The sequence below is a fragment of the Rhizobium favelukesii genome (assembly GCF_000577275.2).
In the GTDB taxonomy this organism is placed as follows: Bacteria; Pseudomonadota; Alphaproteobacteria; order Rhizobiales; family Rhizobiaceae; genus Rhizobium; species Rhizobium favelukesii.
This window is the reverse complement of the sequence record NZ_HG916852.1, coordinates 3,408,821-3,431,042: the sequence shown is the minus strand read 5'-3', so window position 1 is coordinate 3,431,042 and position 22,222 is coordinate 3,408,821. Positions and strand designations below refer to the sequence as shown.

Annotated in this window: 18 protein-coding genes and 1 other RNA gene; 9 read left to right on the top strand and 10 right to left on the bottom strand. The window is 61.1% G+C overall.

Going from position 1 to position 22,222, the window contains the following annotated elements:
* Positions 1-5: 5 nt before the first annotated feature.
* Entirely contained in the window at positions 6-1,286 is a 1,281-nt protein-coding gene (locus LPU83_RS55565; RefSeq protein WP_024317265.1) for an MFS transporter, read from the bottom strand.
* A gap of 171 nt (positions 1,287-1,457) precedes the next feature.
* Between LPU83_RS55565 and LPU83_RS73120 the strand changes: the two genes are divergently transcribed.
* Positions 1,458-1,622, top strand: a complete 165-nt coding sequence (locus LPU83_RS73120) for a hypothetical protein (RefSeq protein ID WP_093041322.1) — start codon at positions 1,458-1,460, stop codon at positions 1,620-1,622.
* On the opposite strand, the gene LPU83_RS55560 is transcribed toward LPU83_RS73120, so the two are convergent.
* From LPU83_RS55560 to LPU83_RS55535, 6 genes are all read right to left on the bottom strand, one after another.
* Positions 1,619-2,536 (bottom strand): PhzF family phenazine biosynthesis protein, encoded by a 918-nt coding sequence (locus tag LPU83_RS55560; protein WP_024317264.1) that lies wholly within the window; start codon positions 2,534-2,536, stop codon positions 1,619-1,621. The two genes, LPU83_RS73120 and LPU83_RS55560, sit on opposite strands and share 4 nt — an antisense overlap.
* Positions 2,537-2,676: 140 nt before the next feature.
* Entirely contained in the window at positions 2,677-3,702 is a 1,026-nt protein-coding gene (locus tag LPU83_RS55555; RefSeq protein ID WP_024317263.1) for a class I fructose-bisphosphate aldolase, read from the bottom strand.
* Between the two features lie 220 nt (positions 3,703-3,922).
* Positions 3,923-5,125, bottom strand: coding sequence for a phosphoglycerate kinase (locus tag LPU83_RS55550; RefSeq protein ID WP_024317262.1), 1,203 nt, complete (start codon positions 5,123-5,125; stop codon positions 3,923-3,925).
* A gap of 69 nt (positions 5,126-5,194) precedes the next feature.
* On the bottom strand, positions 5,195-7,045 hold the full coding sequence (locus tag LPU83_RS55545; RefSeq protein ID WP_024317261.1) for a potassium/proton antiporter: 1,851 nt from the start codon (positions 7,043-7,045) through the stop codon (positions 5,195-5,197).
* Positions 7,046-7,411: 366 nt separating this feature from the next.
* A complete protein-coding gene (locus LPU83_RS55540) occupies positions 7,412-7,720 on the bottom strand; it encodes a hypothetical protein (RefSeq protein ID WP_024317260.1) in 309 nt (102 codons plus the stop codon).
* Between the two features lie 92 nt (positions 7,721-7,812).
* A complete protein-coding gene (locus LPU83_RS55535; RefSeq protein ID WP_007802558.1) occupies positions 7,813-7,953 on the bottom strand; it encodes a hypothetical protein in 141 nt (46 codons plus the stop codon).
* Between the two features lie 243 nt (positions 7,954-8,196).
* Here LPU83_RS55535 and LPU83_RS55530 point away from each other — a divergent pair, with 243 nt between their 5' ends.
* Positions 8,197-9,579: an IS701 family transposase gene (locus LPU83_RS55530; protein ID WP_037068948.1), complete on the top strand. Its 1,383-nt coding sequence runs from the start codon at positions 8,197-8,199 to the stop codon at positions 9,577-9,579.
* A gap of 15 nt (positions 9,580-9,594) precedes the next feature.
* On the opposite strand, the gene gap is transcribed toward LPU83_RS55530, so the two are convergent.
* Positions 9,595-10,605, bottom strand: coding sequence for a type I glyceraldehyde-3-phosphate dehydrogenase (gene gap / locus LPU83_RS55525; RefSeq protein ID WP_024315382.1), 1,011 nt, complete (start codon positions 10,603-10,605; stop codon positions 9,595-9,597).
* A 64-nt stretch (positions 10,606-10,669) separates the two neighbouring features.
* On the bottom strand, positions 10,670-12,643 hold the full coding sequence (tkt, locus tag LPU83_RS55520) for a transketolase (protein WP_024315383.1): 1,974 nt from the start codon (positions 12,641-12,643) through the stop codon (positions 10,670-10,672).
* Between the two features lie 334 nt (positions 12,644-12,977).
* Here tkt and LPU83_RS55515 point away from each other — a divergent pair, with 334 nt between their 5' ends.
* The 7 genes from LPU83_RS55515 (at position 12,978) to LPU83_RS55485 (ending at position 21,617) form a co-directional block, all read left to right on the top strand.
* A complete protein-coding gene (locus LPU83_RS55515) occupies positions 12,978-13,253 on the top strand; it encodes a DUF4164 domain-containing protein (protein WP_024315384.1) in 276 nt (91 codons plus the stop codon).
* 13 nt (positions 13,254-13,266) lie between these two features.
* Positions 13,267-13,644, top strand: a complete 378-nt coding sequence (locus LPU83_RS55510; RefSeq protein ID WP_007802567.1) for a cell division protein ZapA — start codon at positions 13,267-13,269, stop codon at positions 13,642-13,644.
* A 73-nt stretch (positions 13,645-13,717) separates the two neighbouring features.
* Positions 13,718-13,876, top strand: a non-coding RNA gene (gene ssrS / locus LPU83_RS55505) — 6S RNA.
* A 261-nt stretch (positions 13,877-14,137) separates the two neighbouring features.
* Positions 14,138-15,157, top strand: coding sequence for a phosphogluconate dehydrogenase (NAD(+)-dependent, decarboxylating) (gnd, locus tag LPU83_RS55500; RefSeq protein ID WP_024315385.1), 1,020 nt, complete (start codon positions 14,138-14,140; stop codon positions 15,155-15,157).
* 107 nt (positions 15,158-15,264) lie between these two features.
* Complete coding sequence (locus LPU83_RS55495) at positions 15,265-17,394, top strand: mechanosensitive ion channel family protein (protein WP_024315386.1); 2,130 nt, start codon at positions 15,265-15,267, stop codon at positions 17,392-17,394.
* 240 nt (positions 17,395-17,634) lie between these two features.
* The gene (gene mprF / locus LPU83_RS55490) at positions 17,635-20,238 is read left to right on the top strand and encodes a bifunctional lysylphosphatidylglycerol flippase/synthetase MprF (RefSeq protein ID WP_024315387.1); all 2,604 of its coding nucleotides are present in this window, start codon (positions 17,635-17,637) and stop codon (positions 20,236-20,238) included.
* On the top strand, positions 20,235-21,617 hold the full coding sequence (locus LPU83_RS55485; protein WP_024315388.1) for a virulence factor family protein: 1,383 nt from the start codon (positions 20,235-20,237) through the stop codon (positions 21,615-21,617). Before mprF ends, LPU83_RS55485 begins: the two co-directional genes overlap by 4 nt.
* 23 nt (positions 21,618-21,640) lie before the next feature.
* Here LPU83_RS55485 and LPU83_RS55480 read toward each other — a convergent pair whose 3' ends face one another.
* Positions 21,641-22,204, bottom strand: coding sequence for a DinB family protein (locus LPU83_RS55480; RefSeq protein WP_024315389.1), 564 nt, complete (start codon positions 22,202-22,204; stop codon positions 21,641-21,643).
* Positions 22,205-22,222: the final 18 nt, after the last annotated feature.

Below are 22,222 nucleotides of genomic sequence, written 5' to 3'. Positions count from 1 at the left end.
TTGCCTCAGCTATATTTTAGGGCAGGATCGCCGGTTTCGGGAGTCTTGCCGGTTCCGCGGTCCGCAAGCGACATGCTTTCGGGCGTCAGCGTTTGCGACGTGGCCGTCGGAATGGTGGTAAAGGCGTCGCGGTCGCCGACCGGAACGGCGGCGCGCATGCGGCTGCGAATGATGGCGTAGGCGGTGATCAGCACATGGGCGACCGCCGTTACCAGGAACAGGGCGTGCGGGCTGATCATCGACATGACTGGGCCGCCGATGGTCGGGCCGATGATGGTGCCGATGCCGTAGAGGAGCAGCAGTCCGCCGGATACCTTCACGAAGTCCTCGGCGGAGGCATAGTCGTTGGCGTGTGCGACCGCGATTGGATAGAGCGTGTTTGCAACGGCGCCGTAGAGCACGACAAGGCCGATGATGAAGTAGGGCGAGGAGGGCTGCAGGATCGCCAGCAGCAGGCCGGCGATAGCAGCAATTGCGGACATCGCCGCGAGCACGTGGCGGCGATCGATGCGATCAGAAAGGCGACCTGCCGGCAGCTGCATCAGGGCGCCGGCGAAAATGGTGGCGCTCATCATGATGGCAATGCTGGTATCGGAAAGGCCGGAGCCCGCGCCGAAGACCGCACCCAGCGTACCATAGGCGCCGTTGGCGATGCCGACGAGAAGAATGCCAAGGCAGGATACGGGGGAGTTGCGGTAAAGGGCTGGCAGATCGAGCTTGACGGCCTTCAGCGGCTGCGGCGAGGCTGCGGTCGAGAGCGTCGTCGGAAGCATCGCGATGCAGTAGAAGATGCCGCAGATCATGAACAGGACGGGCGTGCGCACATCCTCCAGCGGGATCATCATCTGGCCCGCCACGACGCCGAAGAGTGTAATGGCGATATAGAGCGAGAAGATCGCGCCGCGGCTCTCATTGGTAGCGCGCTCGTTCAGCCAGCTCTCGATGATCATCGAAGTGCCGGCGGTCGCAAAGCCGGTGACGGCTCGCAACAGCACCCACCAGACCGGGTGGATGATGATACCGCTGACAAGCGCGATGATTGCGATGATGGCAATGAAGCCGGAGAAGGCCCGCACGTGGCCGACACGGCGCACAAGTTTCGGTGCGACGAGGCAGCCGATGACGAAGCCAGCGGCCCAGGAGGTGCCGAGCAGGCCGAGGGTGGTTGTTGCGTAGCCTTCCAGATTGCCGCGCATCGGAAGCAGGATGCCCTGCAACCCGTTGCCCATGAAGAGAAAGAGCGTCCCGAAGAGAAGCGAGGCGACGGACAGCAGATTTCTTTTCATTTAGCAGACTCTATGCGTTGAATGTCAAAGGTCATATGGCAACACGCAGTGTCGCCCAGCCTCGAGATGATTGATTGTGCCCCCAAATGCCTTTACGGCATGAATAAATGCAGTCGTGACGCGAAAAAATGTCCGTCCTGTGACATTCATAAGAGATGGAAAAATAAAGACATGACGAAGCTGATCGCTCTGCTGCTCATCCTGGCGATGGCGATTCAGCTGATCAAGCCGCTGGGTGTTCCCGGGCTGCAGCGACGCATGGATTTCTGGAAGATCGCGCTGATCGCCTTCGCGATCTGGGCGGTGGCGCTGATCGGGCGCGATGTCTTCGTCTAGTACGCGATTTCACCGCGCATGACAGGCGCGCAGCCGCCCGAAATCGTCACGTCGGTGACGATGCCGTCCTTCTTGACCACGTCAATTGCGATGATGCTGCGGCGTCCCATCTCGACGCCTTGCTCTATGGTCAGCGAAACGCTCATGTTCGCATCCGGCTCTAGCGAAAGGAGGTAGGCGCCGAGTGCCGCCGAGGCGCTGCCGGTCGCCGGATCTTCCGGCACGTTGTCGAGCGGCGCAAACATCCGTGCGCGGATCGTCCATGGGTTTTCCCCGGAGCGGACGTAGACGAACAGCGAGAAGTCGTGGTTGCCTTCGGCGGTCGGGGCGGCAGCGTCTTGAAAGTATGCAAGGTTCGGGCGGGCGCGGCCAAGGGCGGCAAGATCTGCAAGTTCGGCAACGACGAAACTCAGCCCCACCGATGCAACAACCGGCGAATGCTTCGCCACGCGGATATCCTGCGGCCCGATCGCGATGCAACGGGCAACAGTCTGCTCAGAGACCGTGGCGCCGATGGCGAGCGGCTTCGGCGCCCGAATGGCCGCCGACAGCACCTCATTGCCGTTGCGCTTCAAATCGACTTCGACGAGGCCGGCCTTCTCCTCGAAGCGCAGGCGGTCGCCGACTGGCCGCCCGAAGACATGCGCCTGCTGCCCGAGCACATAGGCCGTTCCGACGTTCGGATGTCCGGCGAAGGGCACTTCCATCGTCGGTGTGAAGATGCGGACGCGGGCGGTATTTGCCGGATCTTCCGGCGGCAGGACGAAGGTAACTTCCGAATAGCCGAACTCGGCGGCGATGTTCTGCATGTCAGTATCGGTTAGCCCACGCGCTTCCGTGATCACAGCCAGCGGGTTACCCTCGAAGCGAGCGGAGGTGAAGACATCGACGGTCGTGAAAGCAACGGTTTTCATGGCGGTTCCCGAACTGGCTGAAGCCATGATCTCTACCGGCGATCGGCCGGCTGAAGAAGCGGAAAACTTGTCGCCGTTACAATGGAAAAACCGGCCGCCTTGGCGACCGGTTTCTTCCGTTTCGTCAGTCGAGAAGAGGCTTACGCGGCCTGCTCGAGGTCCTTCTTCCAGCTGCCCTTGGCGGCGAGGCTGTTCATCTCGGCGCGATGGGCAAAGGCGCGCTGGCCGGCGGCGACGTTTTCCGGCTTGCCGCCCCAGGCCTTCAGCGCCGTATCCTGCAGGGCGCGGCCGTAGGAGAAGGTGACGGCCCATGGTAGGTCGTAGCCGGAGTTGATCGCGGAAAGATGCGCCGTCGCTTCTTCGCTGGACTGGCCGCCGGAGAGAAAGGCGATGCCCGGAACGGCGGACGGGACGGTGCGCTTCAGCACCTCGACCGTGCGCTCGGCGACCTCGGCCACCGATGCCTTGCGGGCGTTCTTGCCATCGATGACCATGTTCGGCTTCAAGATCATGCCCTCGAGGCTGACACGGGCATCAGCCAGTTCTTCGAAGACCGTGCGCAGCGTCCATTCCGTGACCTCGGCGCAGCGATCGATGTTGTGGTCACCCGGCTTGCCATCCATCAGGCACTCAGGCTCGACGATCGGAACGATGTTGGCTTGCTGGCACAGCGCAGCATAGCGGGCGAGCGCATGCGCATTGGCCTTCATGGAGCCCCATGTCGGGAGGGTGGGAGAGATTGCGATGACACCGCGCCACTTGGCGAAGCGGGCGCCGGCTTCATAGTACTTCGCCAGCCGCTCTGCCAGCCCGTCGAGGCCTTCGGTGATGGTTTCGCCGGGATAGGCTGCCATCGGCTTCGCGCCGATATCGACCTTGATGCCCGGAATGCTGTCGGCCGCGCGGATGATGTCGACGAAGGGCGTGCCGTCTGCCGCCTTCTGGTGGAGGGTTTCCTCGTAGAGGATCGCGCCGGAAATATACTGACGCATCGCGTCTTCCGTGCGGAACAGCATTTCGCGGTAGTCGCGGCGGCTCGTCTCCGTCGATTGAAGTCCGATCGTGTCGAACCGCTTTCCGATCGTGCCTGTCGATTCATCCGCTGCAAGCAGCCCGCGGCCACCAGCTACCATACGCACGGCAATGTCTTCCAAACGTTCGCTCATATCGCCTTCTCCACAGCAAAAAATCGTCAATCGATGAATATAGGTCGCGGATAACAGAAGTTTATGGGTGGGAAAACGGCAGCAAAATTGATTGAAACGTTTGAATTTTTTTCAATCGTTTGAAAGTTTGAACTTTTGTACTCGCAGTGAGCAAAAGACCGCGGAGCTTTCGCGCCGCGGTCTATCTACATGTAAAATTTGTTAAATCCGTTTGTGCTGATTATTTCGCTTTGGACAGGACGGAAACGCCGGGAAGCGCTTTGCCCTCCATCCATTCGAGGAAGGCGCCGCCTGCAGTCGACACATAGCTGAAATCGTCGGCAACGCCGGCGTGGTTCAGGGCCGAGACCGTGTCGCCACCGCCGGCAACCGAGACGAGCTTGCCGGCCCTGGTGCGCTCGGCCGCGTATCTCGCTGCGGCGACCGTCGCCTTGTCGAACGGTTCGATCTCGAATGCGCCGAGCGGTCCGTTCCAGACCAGGGTCTGGGCGCGCTCGATCCATGCTTTGACCGCCTCGATCGATTTCGGGCCCACGTCGAGGACCATGGCATCGGCCGGGATCGCGTCGATCGCGACGATCTCGTTGGTTGCGTTCGCCTTGAATTCGCGGGCAACGACGCCGTCCTCGGGAAGAATGATGGCGCAGCCGGCCGTGGCCGCTTCGATCATGATCTGCTTTGCGGTCTCTGCAAGATCATGCTCGCAGAGCGACTTGCCCACATTGGTGCCGCGCGCGGCGATGAAGGTGTTCGCCATGCCGCCGCCGATCACCAGCGCATCGACCTTCTTCACGAGGTTCATCAAGAGATCGATCTTGGTTGACACCTTGGCGCCGCCGACAATGGCCACGACCGGTCGGGCCGGATTGCCAAGGCCGCTTTCCAGCGCCTCGAGCTCGGCCTGCATCGTGCGGCCGGCATGCGCAGGAAGATGATGCGCGAGGCCTTCCGTCGAGGCATGCGCGCGGTGGGCAGCGGAGAACGCATCGTTGACGTAGATATCGCCATTTGCCGCAAGCGCCTTGACGAAGTCCGGGTCGTTCTTTTCTTCGCCCTTGTGGAAGCGGGTGTTTTCGAGAAGCAGGATGTCGCCGTCCTTCATCGATGCAATCGCAGCGGCTGCGGCATCGCCGATGACGTCGCTCGCCGTCGCGACCGGGCGGTCAAGCACCTCCTCGACAGACGGAGCGATCAGCGACAGCGAGAGGTCCGGCGACGGACCGTCCTTAGGGCGGCCGAAGTGTGCCAGCAAGATGACCTTGGCACCTTTCTTCGACAGCTCGATGATCGTCGGAGCAACGCGCTCGATCCGCGTGATGTCGGTCACTTTGCCGTCTTTGACCGGAACGTTGAGGTCAACGCGAACGAGGACGCGCTTGCCGGCAATGTCGTTGAGGTCGTCGAGGGTCTTGAAGGAAGGCATGGAAAAGTCCGTTCGTTATTGCCCAAAGATGCGGGGACCATAGCAAGGATGACCGCAGACGCAAGGCGGTCATTGCGGGTTTTCATCGCCCTTGCCGGATGCCGCACTGGCGGCTGCTTCGCGGTTTCTGCGGCCTTTGAAACGCTCGTGGATGCGGTCGATGATATCGTGCAGATTGAGGAAGATCGGCAGGGCCGTGGCAGGCTCGAGGGCCTCGAGCGACATGCCGACCGAGGTGATGTGATCGTGGTCGTCGAGGTCGCGCACGATGAGGATGATGGAACCGAGGCGCACCCGGTCGGCATAGTCGGCTTTGCCGCCCAGGCGGTGTTTCATCAGTTCGGCGATCGTCAGGCCCTTCTCGGATTCGTTCAGCAGGCCGGGGCCATAGGCAGCGTCGAGATCGGCGGCCGGCCGGGCCGGAGACAGCGCGAAGGCGCCGAAGAAATCGGCATCGTCCTCCTCGACCGGCGCACGGCTGGCAAAGAGCTTGTCGAGAAGCCGCGAATAGGAAGGAACAACGAAGAGATAGACAAGATCGTTCTCACGCAACCTTCCGGCATATTGGTAGCGCATCGACTTGCCATCGCGGATGACGAGCGACGGCGTTGCCCAGCGCGGGATGCGCTCGCCGCGCAGCACCGGGCTGTCCTTGACGACGCGGTAGGACAGAAGCTCGTGGTTTGCTGCGCCAGGCAGATCGACTTCCACCTTGTCAACGGCGCCCATCCGCGGCGGGATGATGAGCCCAAGCTTCTTGGCGACCGGCTTGATCGTCCAGCCCTGCACCAGAAGCGAGACGAGCACGATGATGAAGGCAGTATTGAAATAGACCTGACCATTCTCCAGGCCGCCGAGAATGGGCATGATGGCAAGCAGGATCGACACGGCGCCGCGCAGACCGACCCATGCAACAAAGCCGATCTCCTGCTGCGTATAGTCGAAGGGCAGCAGCGACAGCCAGATGGCGAGCGGGCGTGCGATGAAGATCAGGAACAGGGCGAGCAGCACGGCGGGGATGGCGATCGCGGGAAACTGCGACGGAGTCGCCAGCAGGCCGAGGACGAGGAACATGATGATCTGGGCAAGCCAGGTCATGCCGTCCTGGAAGCGCTTGATGGCGGCATAACCATGGAGCCTGCGATTGCCAGCGTAGATGCCGGCAACGTAGACGGCAAGGAAACCGCTTCCCCCGACCGCGCCGGTCGCCGAAAAGACAAGTAGCGCCAAAGCGAGCACGAAGATCGGCGTCAGGCCGCGATCCGTCTCCAGCTTGCTCACGATCAGAACGATCATCATGCCCCCGAGCAGGCCGAGGATGACGCCAAGGCCCATCTGCTGCACGAACATGGCAAGCATGCCGATGTTGATGCCGTGGTACCGTTCGCCGCTGGCAAGAATCTCGACGAGGGCGATGGTCAGGAAGATCGCCATCGGATCGTTGGTTCCAGATTCCACCTCGAGCGTCGAGCGCACCTTGTCGCGAATATTGATGCCGCCGATGCGCAGCAGGAAGAAGACCGCCGCCGCGTCAGTGGAGGCGACGATGGAGCCGAGCAGCAGGCCTTCCAGAAAGGTGAAGTTCAGCATCCACATGGCGGCGACGCCAATGAGTGCGGCCGTTATCAGGACGCCAACGGAGGCAAGCGTCAGCGAGGGTATGGCCGCAAGCTTGAAGGCCTGCACCGGCGTTCCGAAGCCGGAGTCGAACAGGATGACTGCCAGCGCGATGGAGCCGAGGATGTAGGCGAGATAATTGTTGGTGAACTCGATGCCGAGGCCGTCCGTGCCCGCAAGCAGGCCGATCGCCAGGAAGAGCAGGAGGAGGGGAGCGCCGAAGCGGAAGGCGAGCAGGCTGGAAAATGCGGCGAGGAGCACGAGCGTCGTCGAGACCAGTACGACGATGTAGAACGCTTCCATGCCTATCCCCTTACCCGCAAGTCAATGCAGACCGCCCCCGGTCCCGCAGCCCATTTCAAGTCGCCCTTTCGTGGTCACCCCAAGCGGCCATAAGTAAACGGCAAAACAAACGGGATGGGTAGGCCTTGCGGTCAAACCCGTGCTGCTTTGCGGCTTCATGCTGCTGTTTTGGCGTGCCGAACGGCAAAGCCGGATGAGCGCTCACGAAGGAGCATGAATCGAGTGTATGAGCAAATCGGGCGATAGCAGGGCAGAAGCAGCGCTCTCGCGCTTTTCCTCGCAATCAGTGCGTGGCCTCAAGGAGAGCCGCGCCGGGTTTCAGCACAGGGCCGCTTTTAGCGCGCTCGCTTATCTGATCGCAACCGCTCAGGCGTCGTCGTCCTCATCGGCGATGTCGGAAATCGGAATCAGGAAGACGACGAACTCGTCGTCGATGGTCCGCTCCGGATCGTCGTCGAACTCGTAGGCGTGCTCGACTTCGCTTGCTTCGTCGGCGGTTGCCTTGCGCAGGTTGAGCGCAGCGACCCCATCCCAAACCGGCTTGCCTTGGGACTGCAGGACCGTCAGGTCCTCGCGGAAATCCTCAGCCTCGAAGAAATTCTTGGCATCGTCGGCATTCTCGGAGCGAAAGCTTGCGATCGCTTGACCGCCGATCTCGATCGTAAAGTAGTCCATCAAATTCTCTCTCGCCTCTGCGCCGCGTGTCTTCGATCGACACTACGGTGATCGATCGGGCCGCGCCAGTCCTATCGCTCTAGGCGCGCGGATTATCGAGGCCCCATGACGCGTGTGGACGCCATCAGCGGCTGCCCTTCGGCGATCTGCTTGGAACTGCGCCCACCAACGACGCTCAAGCTCAACACGCTCGCGACCATGAGGAAAACGATGATCGTCATGAGAATTTTCATGGGTGAATCCGCCAGCCATCCATCCGGCATTGTCTTGTGGCTATGACGCTAGTCCGTTTGGCGCCAAAAGAAAAGCGGCCCGGTTACCCGAGCCGCTTTCGACGATTTATGTCGCGATGCTCTTAGCTCGACTTTGTACAAAATCGGTGGTGATTTCGGGGGCATCTGAGCAGCCCTGGGTGAATCAATTCGCCGCAGGGTCCCGGCCTTGCGCCATTCGTTTGATCGGATTCGAACGAATGGATGAGCGAACAACATGATTGTAGCCGTGAGCCGGGAGACGCGGTCCCCCACATCCTTCGCAAATGGCTGTCGCCGTTTCGTTTCTGGTTTACCGCGCCAAGCTGGGAGCATCTGCTGGTCCTGGTGATGGGTGCGCTCCTTTCGCCTGGCAAGCGAACGGTGACGGCCTGCCTGCGCATCACCGGACGCGCGGAGGTAAGTAATTTTGCCGCCTATCATCAACTCCTCAACCGAGCCCGCTGGAACCCTCGCACGTTGGCGGCCCGTCTGCTGTCCATCATTGTTGCCCGGCTCGTGCCCGAGGGCCCTGTCGTGATTGGCATGGATGATACAATCGAACGGCGTTGGGGCCAACGCATCGCCGCGCGTGGAATTTATCGTGACCCGGTGCGCTCCAGCCATGGCCACTTTGTCAAAGCCAGCGGCTTGAGATGGTTGAGCTTCATGGTTCTTTCACCTGTCCCATGGGCAAAATGTATTAAAGCCCTGCCGGTGCTGACGATCCTGTGTCCCTCTGAGCGCCATGATCAGAAGAAGGGCCGAAAGCACAAGCTGCTGACTGATTGGGCAAGGCAAGGCGTCTTGCAGCTTTGCCGCTGGCTGCCGGGCCGCGAAATCATCTTTGTCGGCGATAGCAGCTTTGCCGTTCATACACTGGCTGCGGCTCTTCCCGACACGGCCACTCTCATCACGCGGTTGCGTCTGGATGCCAGTCTCTTTGCTCCACCAGATCAACGGCACGAACATACGCTCGGGCGACCGGCGCAAAAAGGCAGGCCATTGCCGAAACTGAAAACGCTCCTCAAAGACGCAAAGACCGAGTGGCAGCGCATCGTCGCATCGTCCTGGTACGGCAAGCAAACCGACAAAACCCTTGATGTCACATCAGGAACCGGCCTCTGGTATCGGCGTGGAACGCCCCCAAGACCAATTCGCTGGGTTCTCGTTCGCGATCCATCAGGCCGTCGTGAACCCCAGGCGTTCATGAGCACCAACGTCAACCTTGAGCCCGCTCAGATCATTGCCTATTTCGTTCGGCGCTGGCAGATCGAGGTCACCTTCGCCGAAACGCGAGCGCATCTTGGCGTGGAAACCCAACGGCAGTGGAACGACAAAGCCATCATGCGCACGACCCCGTCGCTGCTGGCGCTCTACAGCCTCGTCACACTCTGGGCATGCGATCTGCTCGGTCATGGCGTCCTTCCCTATGCCGCCGCCTGGTACAAGAAAACAGAGTTCACCTTCTCCGATGCCATCGGTGCGGTTCGCATGATCCTGTGGGATCAGGATATTTATCGACAGCACCCGCCAGACCCGGACATTCCTGAAACTCAACCAAGCCGCCTCAAGCGGATGACACAAGCACTTTGCTTCGCTGCATAATGTACAAAGTCGAGCTTAGATGAGCTTTGCGAAGGCAACGGCGGTGTCGGACATGCGGCTGGAGAAGCCCCACTCGTTGTCGTACCAGGACAGGACACGCACGAAGTTGCCTTCCATGACCTTCGTCTGATCAGTTGCGAAGATCGATGAGTGGCTGTCGTGGTTGAAGTCACGGGAAACGAGCGGCTCGTCGGTGTAGCCGAGGATGCCCTTGAGTTTGCCGTTTGCGGCAGCCTTGATCGCTTCGTTGATTTCGCCGACGGTCGTGGCCTTCTTGGCGACGAACTTGAAGTCGACGACCGAGACGTTCGGGGTCGGAACGCGGATCGAGGTGCCATCGAGCTTGCCCTTAAGATGCGGCAGGACGAGGCCGACGGCCTTGGCGGCGCCGGTCGAGGTCGGGATCATCGACAGGGCTGCAGCGCGGGCGCGGTAAAGGTCCTTGTGCATCGTGTCGAGCGTCGGCTGGTCGCCGGTGTAGGAGTGGATGGTGGTCATGAAGCCGTGATCGATGCCGACAGCGTCGTCGAGGACCTTGACGACCGGAACCAGGCAGTTCGTCGTGCAGGACGCGTTGGAGATGACCAGGTGTTCCTTGGTCAACTGGTCATCATTGACGCCGAAGACGACCGTCAGGTCGGCACCGTCGGCAGGAGCCGAAACGATGACGCGCTTTGCGCCGGCCGTCAGGTGGGCGGCAGCCTTGTCGCGGGCGGTGAAGATGCCGGTGCACTCCATCGCGATGTCGACGCCGAGTTCCTTGTGCGGCAGCGTTGCCGGGTCCTTGATCGCGGTCACCTTGATCGGCTTTCCGCCGCCGACAGTGATCGTGTCGCCCTCAACCTTTACCTCGGCCGGGAACTTGCCGTGGATAGAATCGTAGCGCAGCAAATGGGCGTTGGTCTCGACCGGGCCGAGGTCGTTGATGGCAACGACTTCGATGTCGGTGCGGCCAGATTCTACGATAGCGCGGAGAACGTTGCGGCCGATGCGGCCGAAGCCGTTGATGGCAACCTTTACAGTCATGTGCATTCACTCCCTAGAGATGGGGCTTGCGGATTGAGTTGTTGGAGAGCGCCTGAGCGCTCTCTTAGAGTTTTGCTTCTGCGGCAGCGACCACGGCGTCCGCGGTGATGCCGAAATGCTTGAAGACGTCCTTCGCCGGGCCGGACGCGCCGAAGCCCTTCATGCCGACGAAGCTGCCTTCCGGACCGATGAAGGCATCCCAGCCCTCGCGGACGGCGGCTTCGACGGCGATCTTGACCGGCGAGTTGCCGATGACTTCCTTGCGGTAGGCTTCCGGCTGCTCGAAGAACAGTTCGGTGCAGGGAACGGATACGACCCGGACGCTGACGCCCTTGGCTTCCAGCGTTGCGCGGGCGGCAACCGCAAGCTCGACTTCCGAGCCCGAGGCGAAGATCGTCACCTTCGCGTCGGTATTGCCAGCGAGTGTGTAGGCGCCCTGTTCGCAGAGGTTCTTCTCACTGTACTCGGTGCGCACCGTCGTCAGGTTCTGGCGAGTGAGCGCAAGAGCGGACGGGTGAACCTTCGACTTGATGGCGATCTGCCAGCATTCGGCCGTTTCGGTAGCGTCGGCCGGACGGAACACCTGCAGGTTCGGAACGGCGCGCAGGCCGGCGATCTGCTCGACCGGCTGGTGGGTCGGGCCGTCTTCGCCAACGCCGATCGAGTCGTGCGTCAATACGTGGATGACACGGATGCCCATCAGCGATGCGAGGCGGATCGGCGGGCGGCAATAGTCCGAGAAAATCAGGAAGCCGCCGCCGTAGGGAATGAGGCCGCCGTGCAGCGCCACACCGTTCATGGCAGAAGCCATGCCGTGCTCGCGGATGCCCCAGTGCATGTAGCGTCCGGCAAAATCCGTCGGCGTGATCGAATGCATCTGGCTGGTCTTGGTGTTGTTCGACGGCGTCAGGTCAGCGGAACCGCCGAGCGTTTCCGGCAGGAAGCCGTTGATGACTTCCAGCGCATCTTCCGATGCCTTGCGGGTGGCGATCGTCGGCTTGGTTTCGATGAGCTTCTTCTTGTAGGCGCTGATCGCGGCATCGAAGCCTTCCGGCAGTTCGCCGGCGAAACGGCGGGTAAACTCTGCCTTGTGTGCGGACTTGGCGAGGCCGTCTTCCCAGGCGTTGACGAGATCAATCGAGCGGCTGCCGGCTGCGCGCCATGCGTCGAGAACGTCGGAGGGAACGACGAAGGGTTCGTATTCCCAGTCCAACGCCTTGCGGGTCGCCGCGATTTCGTCGGCACCGAGCGGGTTGCCGTGGACTTTGTGGGTGCCCTGTTTGTTCGGAGCGCCGAAGCCGATGATCGTCTTGCAGGCGATAAACGTCGGGCGATCAGACGTGTGGGCGGTTTCGATGGCAGCCGCGATGGCAGCCTGATCGTGACCGTCGATCTCAATCGTGTTCCAGTGAACGGCCTTGAAGCGGGCAACCTGGTCGGTGGAGTCCGACAAGGAGACGGCGCCGTCGATGGTGATCGAGTTGTTGTCCCAGAAAAGAACCAGTTTGTTCAGCTTCAGATGGCCTGCAAGCGCGATCGCTTCGTGGCTGATGCCTTCCATCAGGCAGCCATCGCCGCAGATGGCATAGGTGTAGTGGTCCTGCAGTTCGGCGCCGAATTCCTCGCGCAGCTTGCGCTCGGCGATCGCCATGCCGACGGCATTGGCAATCCCCTGGCCGAGCGGGCCGGTGGTCGTTTCGATGCCGGTTGCGTGGCCGTATTCAGGATGGCCGGCGGTTTTGGAGCCGAGTTGGCGGAACTGCTTCAGGTCTTCCACCGTCATGTCAGGATAGCCGGTCAAATAGAGCAGCGAGTAGAGCAGCATCGAGCCGTGGCCGGCCGACAGAACGAAGCGGTCGCGGTTCGGCCAATGCGGCTTCTTCGGGTCGAACCGCAGATACTTTGTAAAGAGGATCGTCGCCACGTCGGCCATGCCCATCGGCATGCCGGGATGCCCGGAGTTCGCCTTTTCCACTGCATCCATGGCGAGGAAACGGATCGCATTTGCCATCCGGTCGTTTTGTTCAGGAGAGGTCATGGCTGTTCCACGGAGTTCCGGTGTCGGGGGATGGCCTCGAGCCTGTGGAGACCATCAATGAGAGCGGGTGACACATAGCAGTTGGAACGGCCAAGTCAATAAATTGAAGGTCCGCTGAGCGCCGCTCCAATCGATTTTAGACATTTGACCATCAATTTTTACAAAAGTTGAATGCTGCTCCTGCCAGCAGTTGATTGTCGTCATCCACAGAATAGGTCGGCAGCCGCGGTGCCGGCTTTATTGACGCACCGTTGGCGAGGTGCGTATCCTTTTGGAAATACTGGATCGGTCTCGGGCGCCGATTCGGGGTCTTGTGCGGGGAACCGGAAGAGACATGACGCCTACAGGCAAAATCATGGAAGCAGCACTCAACGAGCTGCGGCAAGCAATCTCGGGGCTCGAGAACGCAGTCGAGATGCGTATCGAGCACCAGCGAGAGCAGGGCGAGATCGAAGGCGAGGTTCGCCGTATTCATGCCGATCGCTCGAAGCTTGCCCAGGAGCTGGACCAGGCCGAGTTCCGCGCGAATCGGCTCGAGGAAGTCAATCGCGAGGTCTCGCGGCGGCTGGTGACGGCCATGGAGACAATCCGCGCGGTTCTGGACCGATAGAAAGGCGCAGCACATGGCGCAGGTAACTGTAACGATCGATGGCAAGGCCTACCGCATGGCCTGCGAGGAAGGGCAGGAAGACCACCTGACGGATCTCGCGACGCGCTTCGACAACTATGTCGGCCACCTCAAGGGTCAGTTCGGCGAAATCGGTGACCTTCGAATTACCGTCATGGCAGGCATCATGGTGATGGACGAAATTTCGGAGCTGAACCGCCGCGTCGCGGATCTCGAATCCGAACTCGGCACCTTGCGCAACACCAGCGACACGGTGCTGGCGGCGAATGCCCGCACCGAAGAGAGCCTTGCTGCGGCGCTCGGCGAGGTGACGAGCCGTATCCGCGGCATTACCGACAAGCTGAACGGCAGGGCGCCAGCCGAGCTCAATTGAACGAACTCAATTAAATAGGTGCGGCGTCCCGCACCCTCTGGCGCGCCGCGGAAATCAGCCTTATATATCGGAATGCGGTCTGCGCCCCTCGACAGGAACCACAATCCCTGGGGCCATACTCGATCCAAAGGGAGCTGTCCCTGACCAGGCTCGTGGGCCTGGACACACGGTGCCCACCTACGTTTGTAGGCACCCAGGATCGTAAACATCCATCGGTTGCCGTGGATCGCGCTTTCCCTTTTTCCGCCCGCTTTCCCCGCCTGCAGTCTTCGTGTGCTCCGCGCGGCGGACCTCATCGTTCATCCTTCCAAGATCTTCGTTCAACTGATCCAGTATCGACAAGGCTCGATCTCTTGCCTGCCGTTCGCTGCCACCGTGGGTCGGTCTCATGCTTGGCGTCATGATCCAAATGTGACAGAGACGTCTCTTGCTTGCTGTATTGCGAGTGCTAGTTTCCGGAACCATATCGATTTAATTTTCCAGGAGACTTGAGATGCAGCTTGGCATGGTTGGTTTGGGCCGCATGGGCAACTACATGGTCCAGCGATTGATGCGCGATGGCCATGAATGCGTCGTCTACGACGCCAAGCCGGAGAGCGTTGCCGATCTCGTCGATAAGGGAGCTGTCGGTAGCCCCTCTCTCGAGGAGTTCGTCTCGAAGCTGTCGCGCCCGCGCGCCGTCTGGCTGATGCTGCCGGCGGCGATCACGGACAAGGTCATCGCCCAACTTCTGCCGTTGCTGCACGACGACGACATCATCATCGATGGCGGCAATTCCTATTATCACGACGATATCCGGCGTGGTGCCGAGCTCATCACCAAGGGCATCCACTATGTCGACGTCGGCACCAGCGGTGGCGTCTTTGGCCTCGAACGCGGCTATTGCCTGATGATCGGCGGCGAGAAGGGCATCGTCCAGTCGCTGTCGCCGATCTTTGCGTCTCTGGCGCCAGGGCAAGGAAGCACCGCTCCTTCGGAGGGTCGCAGCGCACATCCGGAAAGCACAGCGGAACAAGGTTACCTTCATTGTGGTCCGCATGGCGCCGGTCACTTCGTCAAGATGGTGCACAATGGCATCGAGTATGGCCTGATGGCCGCCTATGCCGAGGGCCTGAACATCCTGAAGCATGCGAACATCGGTGCGGCGACGCATGCGGTCGATGCGGAAACCGCGCCATTGGCTCATCCCGAACACTATCGTTACGACTTCAATCTGCCAGATGTTGCAGAGGTCTGGCGCCGCGGCAGCGTCATTACGTCGTGGCTCCTCGATCTGACGGCCGACGCTCTGCATGCCGATCCCGTCCTCACCAAGTTTGCGGGTCGCGTTTCCGATTCAGGGGAGGGCCGCTGGACGATCATGGCTGCGATCGATGAAAGTGTGCCGACGCCGGTCCTGAGTGCGGCGCTTCACGGCCGCTTCTCGTCGCGTGACAATGACGAGTTCGCCAACAAGGTGCTCTCGGCGATGCGCGCCGGCTTCGGCGGGCACGTCGAGAAGCCGAAGGGGTAGGCTGCTATCCTTTGCATTTTGAAGCCCCGCACAGCGCCATCTGTGCGGGCTTTTCTTTTATACAGCGCGATATATTGTCGAGAGATCGCATCAGGGGACAATGAATGATGGGTCTTGCAATTGGCGCACGTGGCATATTGCACCTGCTAATATCGATAACATTCGTCCTTGCTCTTGCTGGGGCTGCTATCGCCCAGACTGCGAACCCACCTTCGGCTCCTTCCTCGGCCACCGCTGCGCAACCACCTGCGGAAGTGCGGCAGATGCTCGAGCTGATGCAGACGCCGCAGGTGAAAGAGTGGATGGCGACGCAGATGAAAGCCGCGCCGACATCCACACAGGCCGAGACCGCAGAGGTGTCGGCATTGTCGGAGCTCGTCGGCCAAGCGCGCCGTCATGTCGAGATGGTCTCCGACGCGGCGTTGGCGATTCCCGACGAGGTGGCGTCCGCTTCCGATATCGTCGAGCGTGAGGTCGCGCCGAGCGGTTGGGTGCTGATAACGACCGAAGTCGTTATGCTGTTTCTGGCCGGAGCGTTGGTCGAGTTGCTGTTCCGCATCGTCGTTCCGAAACCGCAGATTAGGCAAAGTGACGACGAGGTCATGACGGTCGCGCACCATGCCACGGCAAATCTCTTCTATCGCATCGTGCCGGCTGTCGTGTTCGCCGTGGCCACGCTGGTGCCGCTGCTGGCCTTCAACTGGCCGCCGATCACGCGGTCCATGGCGATCGCGATTGCGATCGCGCTGATCGTCGCCCGCTTCGCCGTCGCGTCGGGACGGCTGCTGGTTGCACTTGTCACCCTGCCACGGGCGGATGGCGAGCGTCAGATCTCGCGCGCGAAGGCCTTGTTCTGGTTCCGCCGCTGCGCCCTCTTCCTCATCTATTTCGCCTTCGGCTGGGCGGCGATCCAGGTCATGGTCCCGCTCGGCTTCTCCGATGGCGCCCGCTATTTCGTCGCCTATATCCTTGGCCTTGGATTGTTCGCGATCGCCGTCGAGGCTGTCTGGTCCCGTCCGGTGGAGGAAGGGGAGCATCGTAGCCTCACGCTGTCCTGGGCGCTGACGATCTACTTCGGATTGCTCTGGGTTCTCTGGGTCACGGGGTTCAACCTTTTGCTGTGGATCGGTATCTACGCCGTGCTGCTGCCGCGGGCGCTTGCCGTTGCCACGCTGGCGGTTCGCTCCCTGCACCGGGCGGAGGCCGGGCTACTTGCAAAACGCACGATCGCCACCGTGCTGCTCGATCGCGGCGTTCGGGCCCTCATCATCACCGCCGCAGCATTCTGGTTCGGCCGCATGCTTGGCCTTGCCGCGGATCGAATGGCAGCGGGGGAGATGATGGTCGATCGCATTGCCCGCGGTGCGATCGGCGGGATCGTCATTCTGCTTGCCGCGGATCTGCTCTGGCACCTGGCCCGTGCCTACATCAACGGCAAGCTGGACGAAGCTCGCGTCGATGGCGCCGCCACGGACGAGGAGAAGGCAAGGCGGGCGCGTCTGCAGACCCTGTTGCCGATCTTTCGCAACATTCTTGCCGTCATCATCGCCGTCATCGCGGTTCTAATGGTGTTGTCCGGTCTCGGAGTCCAGATCGCTCCTCTGATCGCAGGTGCCGGCGTCGTCGGTGTCGCCGTTGGCTTTGGCGCGCAAACCATCGTGAAGGATGTCATCAGCGGCATGTTCTATCTTTGGGACGATGCCTTCCGTGTCGGGGAATACATCGAGAGCGGCAGCCACAAGGGCGTAGTCGAGGCCTTCAGCCTGCGCTCCGTCAAGCTCAGGCATCATAGGGGACCGCTGACGACGGTGCCGTTCGGCGAACTCGGGGCGGTCAAGAACCTCAATCGCGACTGGACGATCGACAAGATCACCTTGAACGTGACCTATGACACCGATCTGGTGAAGGCGAAGAAGGTGATCAAGCAGATCGGACAGCAGTTGTTGGACAATCCCGACTATAGTCCGCACATCATCGAGACGCTGAAGATGAAAGGCGTGGAGCAGTTTGGCGAGTTCGCGATTGTTATCCGCCTTGCAATGATGACGAAACCGGGCGAGCAGTTCGTCATCCGGCGCAATGCGTTGGCCATGATCCGCAACGCCTTTAAGGAGAACGGCATCGAGTTTGCTGTGCCGACGGTGCAGGTCTCCAGCGAAGGGCATGAGGCCGACGCGCGCGCGGCCGCCGCAAGCCGCCTTTCGCAACGGCCAAGTTCGGAGGAGCCTGCGGTGTGACGTTCGACTGTCGGACCGAGCCGAGCTTGCGCAATTCTCTTATTGCCGCCCCAGCCCCGTCAACGTTACGAAATTGCAATGTGCGCGGGCGCGCCCTGCGCCAAATTTGCCCCAATTGGAGACGAAGCAGGCGACAGCGGCGGGTCAGGGTCGGACAGGCGTTCATAGAGCTTACGGGCCGCCCATGTTACGTGTCTCGAAGATGATTCCCGCTGAACTGGGATATGGCGACGGTACGAGATGGCGGGGCACGGCAATTTGGAAGAAATCGAAGGCGCCGACGAATCTTCGATGCGTGGATTGTTCAGGCGCTACCGCGCGCTCCTGACGGCATTGGCGACGCTCGCGCTCTTCTGTCTCGTCGGCTTTGCGATCGTTCAGCTGACGAACGAAGTGCGTTACGACGACGTGGTTCGGGCACTGGCCGATACAAAGGCCAGCTCAATCGTGCTTGCGCTGGTCTTTACGGGCCTGAGCTTCCTCGCCCTTGTCTTCTATGACGTGAACGCCATCGAATATGTCGGCCGCAAGCTGCCGTTTCCGCAGGTGGCGCTAACCGGCTTCAGCGCCTATGCGGTGGGCAACACCGCAGGTTTCGGGGCATTGAGCGGCGGTGCAATCCGGTACCGCGCCTATTCGCGCCTCGGTTTGACGCCTGAGGAGATCGGGCGCGTCATTGCGTTCGTGACGCTGTCATTCGGGCTCGGGCTTGCAGGGGTCGCGGCAATCGCGCTCCTGATCATTGCCGACGAGATTGCGCCTCTGATCAATGTCGGTAGCCTTACCCTGCGGCTGTTGGCCGGTGCAGTCATCGCCGGCCTTGGCGTCATCATGTTCATGGGGCGCGACGGGCGCGCGATCCACCTTGGTCCGGTCGAGATCCGGCTGCCGGATTCACGCACCTGGTCGCGGCAGTTCCTGGTCACCGCCTTCGACATCGCCGCCTCGGCGACTGTCCTCTATGTCTTGCTGCCACAGGCCGCGATAAGCTGGCCGGTGTTCCTGGCGGTCTATGCGATCGCCGTTGGCCTTGGTGTCTTGAGCCACGTGCCGGCCGGTCTCGGCGTGTTCGAGACCGTTATCATCGCTTCGCTTGGCAGTGCTGTGAACATCGACGCGGTGCTTGGCTCGCTGGTGCTCTATCGCCTGATCTACCATGTTCTGCCGCTGCTGATCGCCGTGCTTGCGGTGTCGGCGACCGAGCTTCGCCGGTTTGCAGATCACCCGGTTGCGTCAGGCATCCGCAGGATCGGCATCCGGTTGATGCCGCAGTTGCTCTCGACGCTGTCGCTGCTCCTCGGCGTCATGCTGGTCTTCTCGAGCGTGACGCCAACGCCGGACCAGAATCTCGAATTCCTTGCGAACTACCTGCCGCTGCCAATCGTCGAAGGCGCGCATTTCCTGTCGAGCTTGCTCGGACTGGCACTGGTCGTTGCCGCACGGGGACTCGGGCAGAAGCTCGACGGTGCCTGGTGGGTGTCGATCCTGTCGGCCGCAGCGGCGCTGACGCTGTCTCTCCTGAAGGCGATTGCGCTGGTTGAGGCATGTTTCCTCGGCTTCCTGATCTTTGGCCTCTTCGTCAGCCGCCGTTTGTTCCGCAGACATGCGTCTCTTCTCAACCAGACGCTGACGGCCTCGTGGCTGATGGCCATCGCCGTCATCTGCGTCGGTGCGATCGTGATCCTGCTCTTTGTCTACCGCGACGTCGAGTACTCCAGCGAGCTCTGGTGGCAGTTCGAATTCGCCGGCGAAGCGCCGCGAGGTTTGCGCGCCGTACTCGGCATCTCCATCATTTCCTCGGCGATTGCGATTTTCAGTCTGCTTCGTCCGGTGGCGGTCAAGCCGGAGCCTGCGTCAACGGACGCCTTGCAGCGGGCGGTCGATATCGTCGAGAAACAGCGTTATGCCGACGCCAATCTGGTGCGCATGGGCGACAAGAGCATCATGTTCTCCGAGAAAGGCGATGCCTTCATCATGTACGGAAGGCAGGGACGCTCATGGATCGCTCTCTTCGATCCGATCGGTGAGCGCAGCGCCATTCCGGAGCTGGTCTGGCGTTTCGTGGAGTCTGCACGCGCCGCCGGATGCCGCGCGGTCTTCTACCAGATCTCGCCGGCGCTTCTTTCCCACTGTGCCGATGCGGGGCTGCGCGCATTCAAACTGGGCGAGCTCGCTGTTGCCGATCTGAAAACGTTCGAGATGAAAGGTGGCAAGTGGGCAAACCTGCGGCAAACGGCGAGCCGTGCGCAACGTGACGGCCTTGAATTCGAGGTGATCGCGCCTGAAAATGTTCCGGCGGCGATGGATGAGCTTGCGGCGGTTTCGAATGCCTGGCTCGAGGATCACAATGCCAAGGAGAAGGGCTTCTCGCTGGGTGCGTTCGATCCTGACTATATTGTTGCTCAGCCGGTTGGCATCCTGAAGCGTGAAGGCAAGATTGTCGCTTTCGCCAATATCCTGATAACGGTGGCGAAGGATGAGGGGACCATCGACCTGATGCGCTTCTCGCCGGATGCGCCGAAGGGGTCGATGGACTTTCTCTTCGTCCAGATCATGGAATACCTGCGCGACCAAGGGTTTTCGCATTTCAATCTCGGTATGGCGCCGCTCTCGGGCATGTCGAAGCGCGAGATGGCGCCGGTATGGGATCGTATCGGCAGCACCGTCTTCGAGCACGGCGAGCGATTTTATAACTTCAAAGGCCTCAGGGCTTTCAAATCAAAGTTTCATCCGCAATGGCATCCGCGGTATCTTGCGGTTTCGGGTGGAGGCAATCCGATGATCGCTCTGATGGACGCAACATTCCTGATCGGCGGCGGATTGAGAGGGGTAGTGAGGAAATGATGAAAAGACACCTTCTTGCAGCCGTCTGCGCCCTGTCACTGTTCGTTCCGGCGGCAATGGCGGCGACCGAGACGACGCAGAGCTTCGAAACCGGACTAATTCCTTCACCACACATCTTCCTTCCCGACGGTGACGTCAAAGGGGCCGTCGTGCTGATATCGGATGGCGCCGGCTGGGGCGACAACGAGAAGGCGGAGGCCGACCGGCTTGTCGAACAAGGGACCGTCGTCATCGGCATCGACTTCGCGTCCTATATGGATGCGCTCAGAAACGACGACGTCAGCCAGAATGACGGCTGCATCTATATGGTGTCCGATATCGAATCGCTGAGCCAGCAGGTCCAGCGCGCAGCGGGCAACAGCGCATACCATCTACCGATCGTTGCCGGCGTCGGCGAGGGCGGCGCGCTGGCACTGGCGATTGCTGCACAGACCCCGGATGCGACCATCGGCCAGACGCTGGCGATCGATCCGGTTGCGGGCATCCCGCTTACCAAGGAGCTCTGCACGCCGGCCAAGAAGCAGACGGTCGGCGATCGCATGATCTATGGGCTGAGCGATACATCGCTGCCGGACCCGATCATCGCGTCGTTCACGGCCTCAGCAAGCAAGGACGGGCGCGCCCACGTCGAGGAGCTCAAGAAGCAGCATTCCGACATCGAGATCCGCGACTCCGCGGACAATGCACAGACGACGCTCGGCGAAACGCTCTCGGACCTGATCGACGCTTCCGGCAGTGCCGACAATCCGCTCGGCCTGCCGCTCACCATTCTGGATGCCAAGCCGGCCTTCGACACGATGGCGGTCATCTTTTCCGGTGACGGCGGCTGGCGCGACATCGACAAGGAGGTTGGTGCCTCGCTTCAGAAGCAGGGCATCCCTGTGGTCGGCGTCGACTCGCTTCATTATTTCTGGTCGCAACGGGAGCCGCAGCAAACGGCCGACGATCTCGGCAAGATTATCGAGCTTTATCGAAAGCAGTGGAAGGTGAAGCACGTTCTGCTCATCGGCTATTCCTTCGGCGCCGACGTCGTGCCTGCCGCCTATTCGCGACTGAAGCCAGCCGCCAAGACAGCTGTCACGCAGATGTCGCTGCTGTCCCTCTCGCACGAGGTCGATTACCAGATCTCAGTCATGGGCTGGCTCGGCCAGAAGACGGAAGGTGCCGGTGGCGACCCGGTTGATGACCTGAAGAAGCTCGATCCGAAGATCGTCCAGTGCATCTACGGCAAGGAAGATGACGACGAGGTGGCTTGTCCTGACCTCAAGGACAGCGGTGTCGATGTGATCGCTCTTGCCGGCGACCACCACTTCGATGAGAACTATGACCTCTTGACCAAGACGATCATCGACGGGCTGAAGACGCGACTGCAGGACTAGGGCGCGTCGCGCGCCTTAACGTTCTAGCGCATCAAGTCGTCTTCACTCCAGCCGAGGGCGGCGATATCGCCGCTCCGAAAGCGACTGTCGTCTGCGACGATGAATTCGTCGAGCTGTGGCGGGCGCACGCTCGTTCCCGCCAACATCGCGTGAACCTGACCGCGGTGATGTGTCTGGTGCTGGAACAGATGGTTCAAAACGTCTTCCATCCGCTCGCGCTGGATGCGTTCGGTGCGATGGATCTCGGTCACCGACGCCAGCTTTTCCGGGGTCGCCGCTTCGCAGAGTGCGACCAGCCGGCGATCGACTTTGGCCTGTTCGGTCGCAAGCGTTGCGATGTCGTCGAACGGCTCCTCGATGTCCCAGGCCGACGGCCCCAACGTGCCGCCTTCCAGCGCATCAACGTAAAACCAATCGACCGTCAGACTGTGGTTGAGCGTTGCCTTGATCGACGGAAAGAAACTTGCTCGAACAGCCTCGAACTCCCCGGGCATCAAGCGGCGGCAGGCGTCATGCAGCCGGTGGTTTGCGAGCGCGTTGTTGTAGGCGAGCTTGCGGGCGGTCCTGCACGGGTCGAACGTCGGCATCAGATAACTCCCATTCTT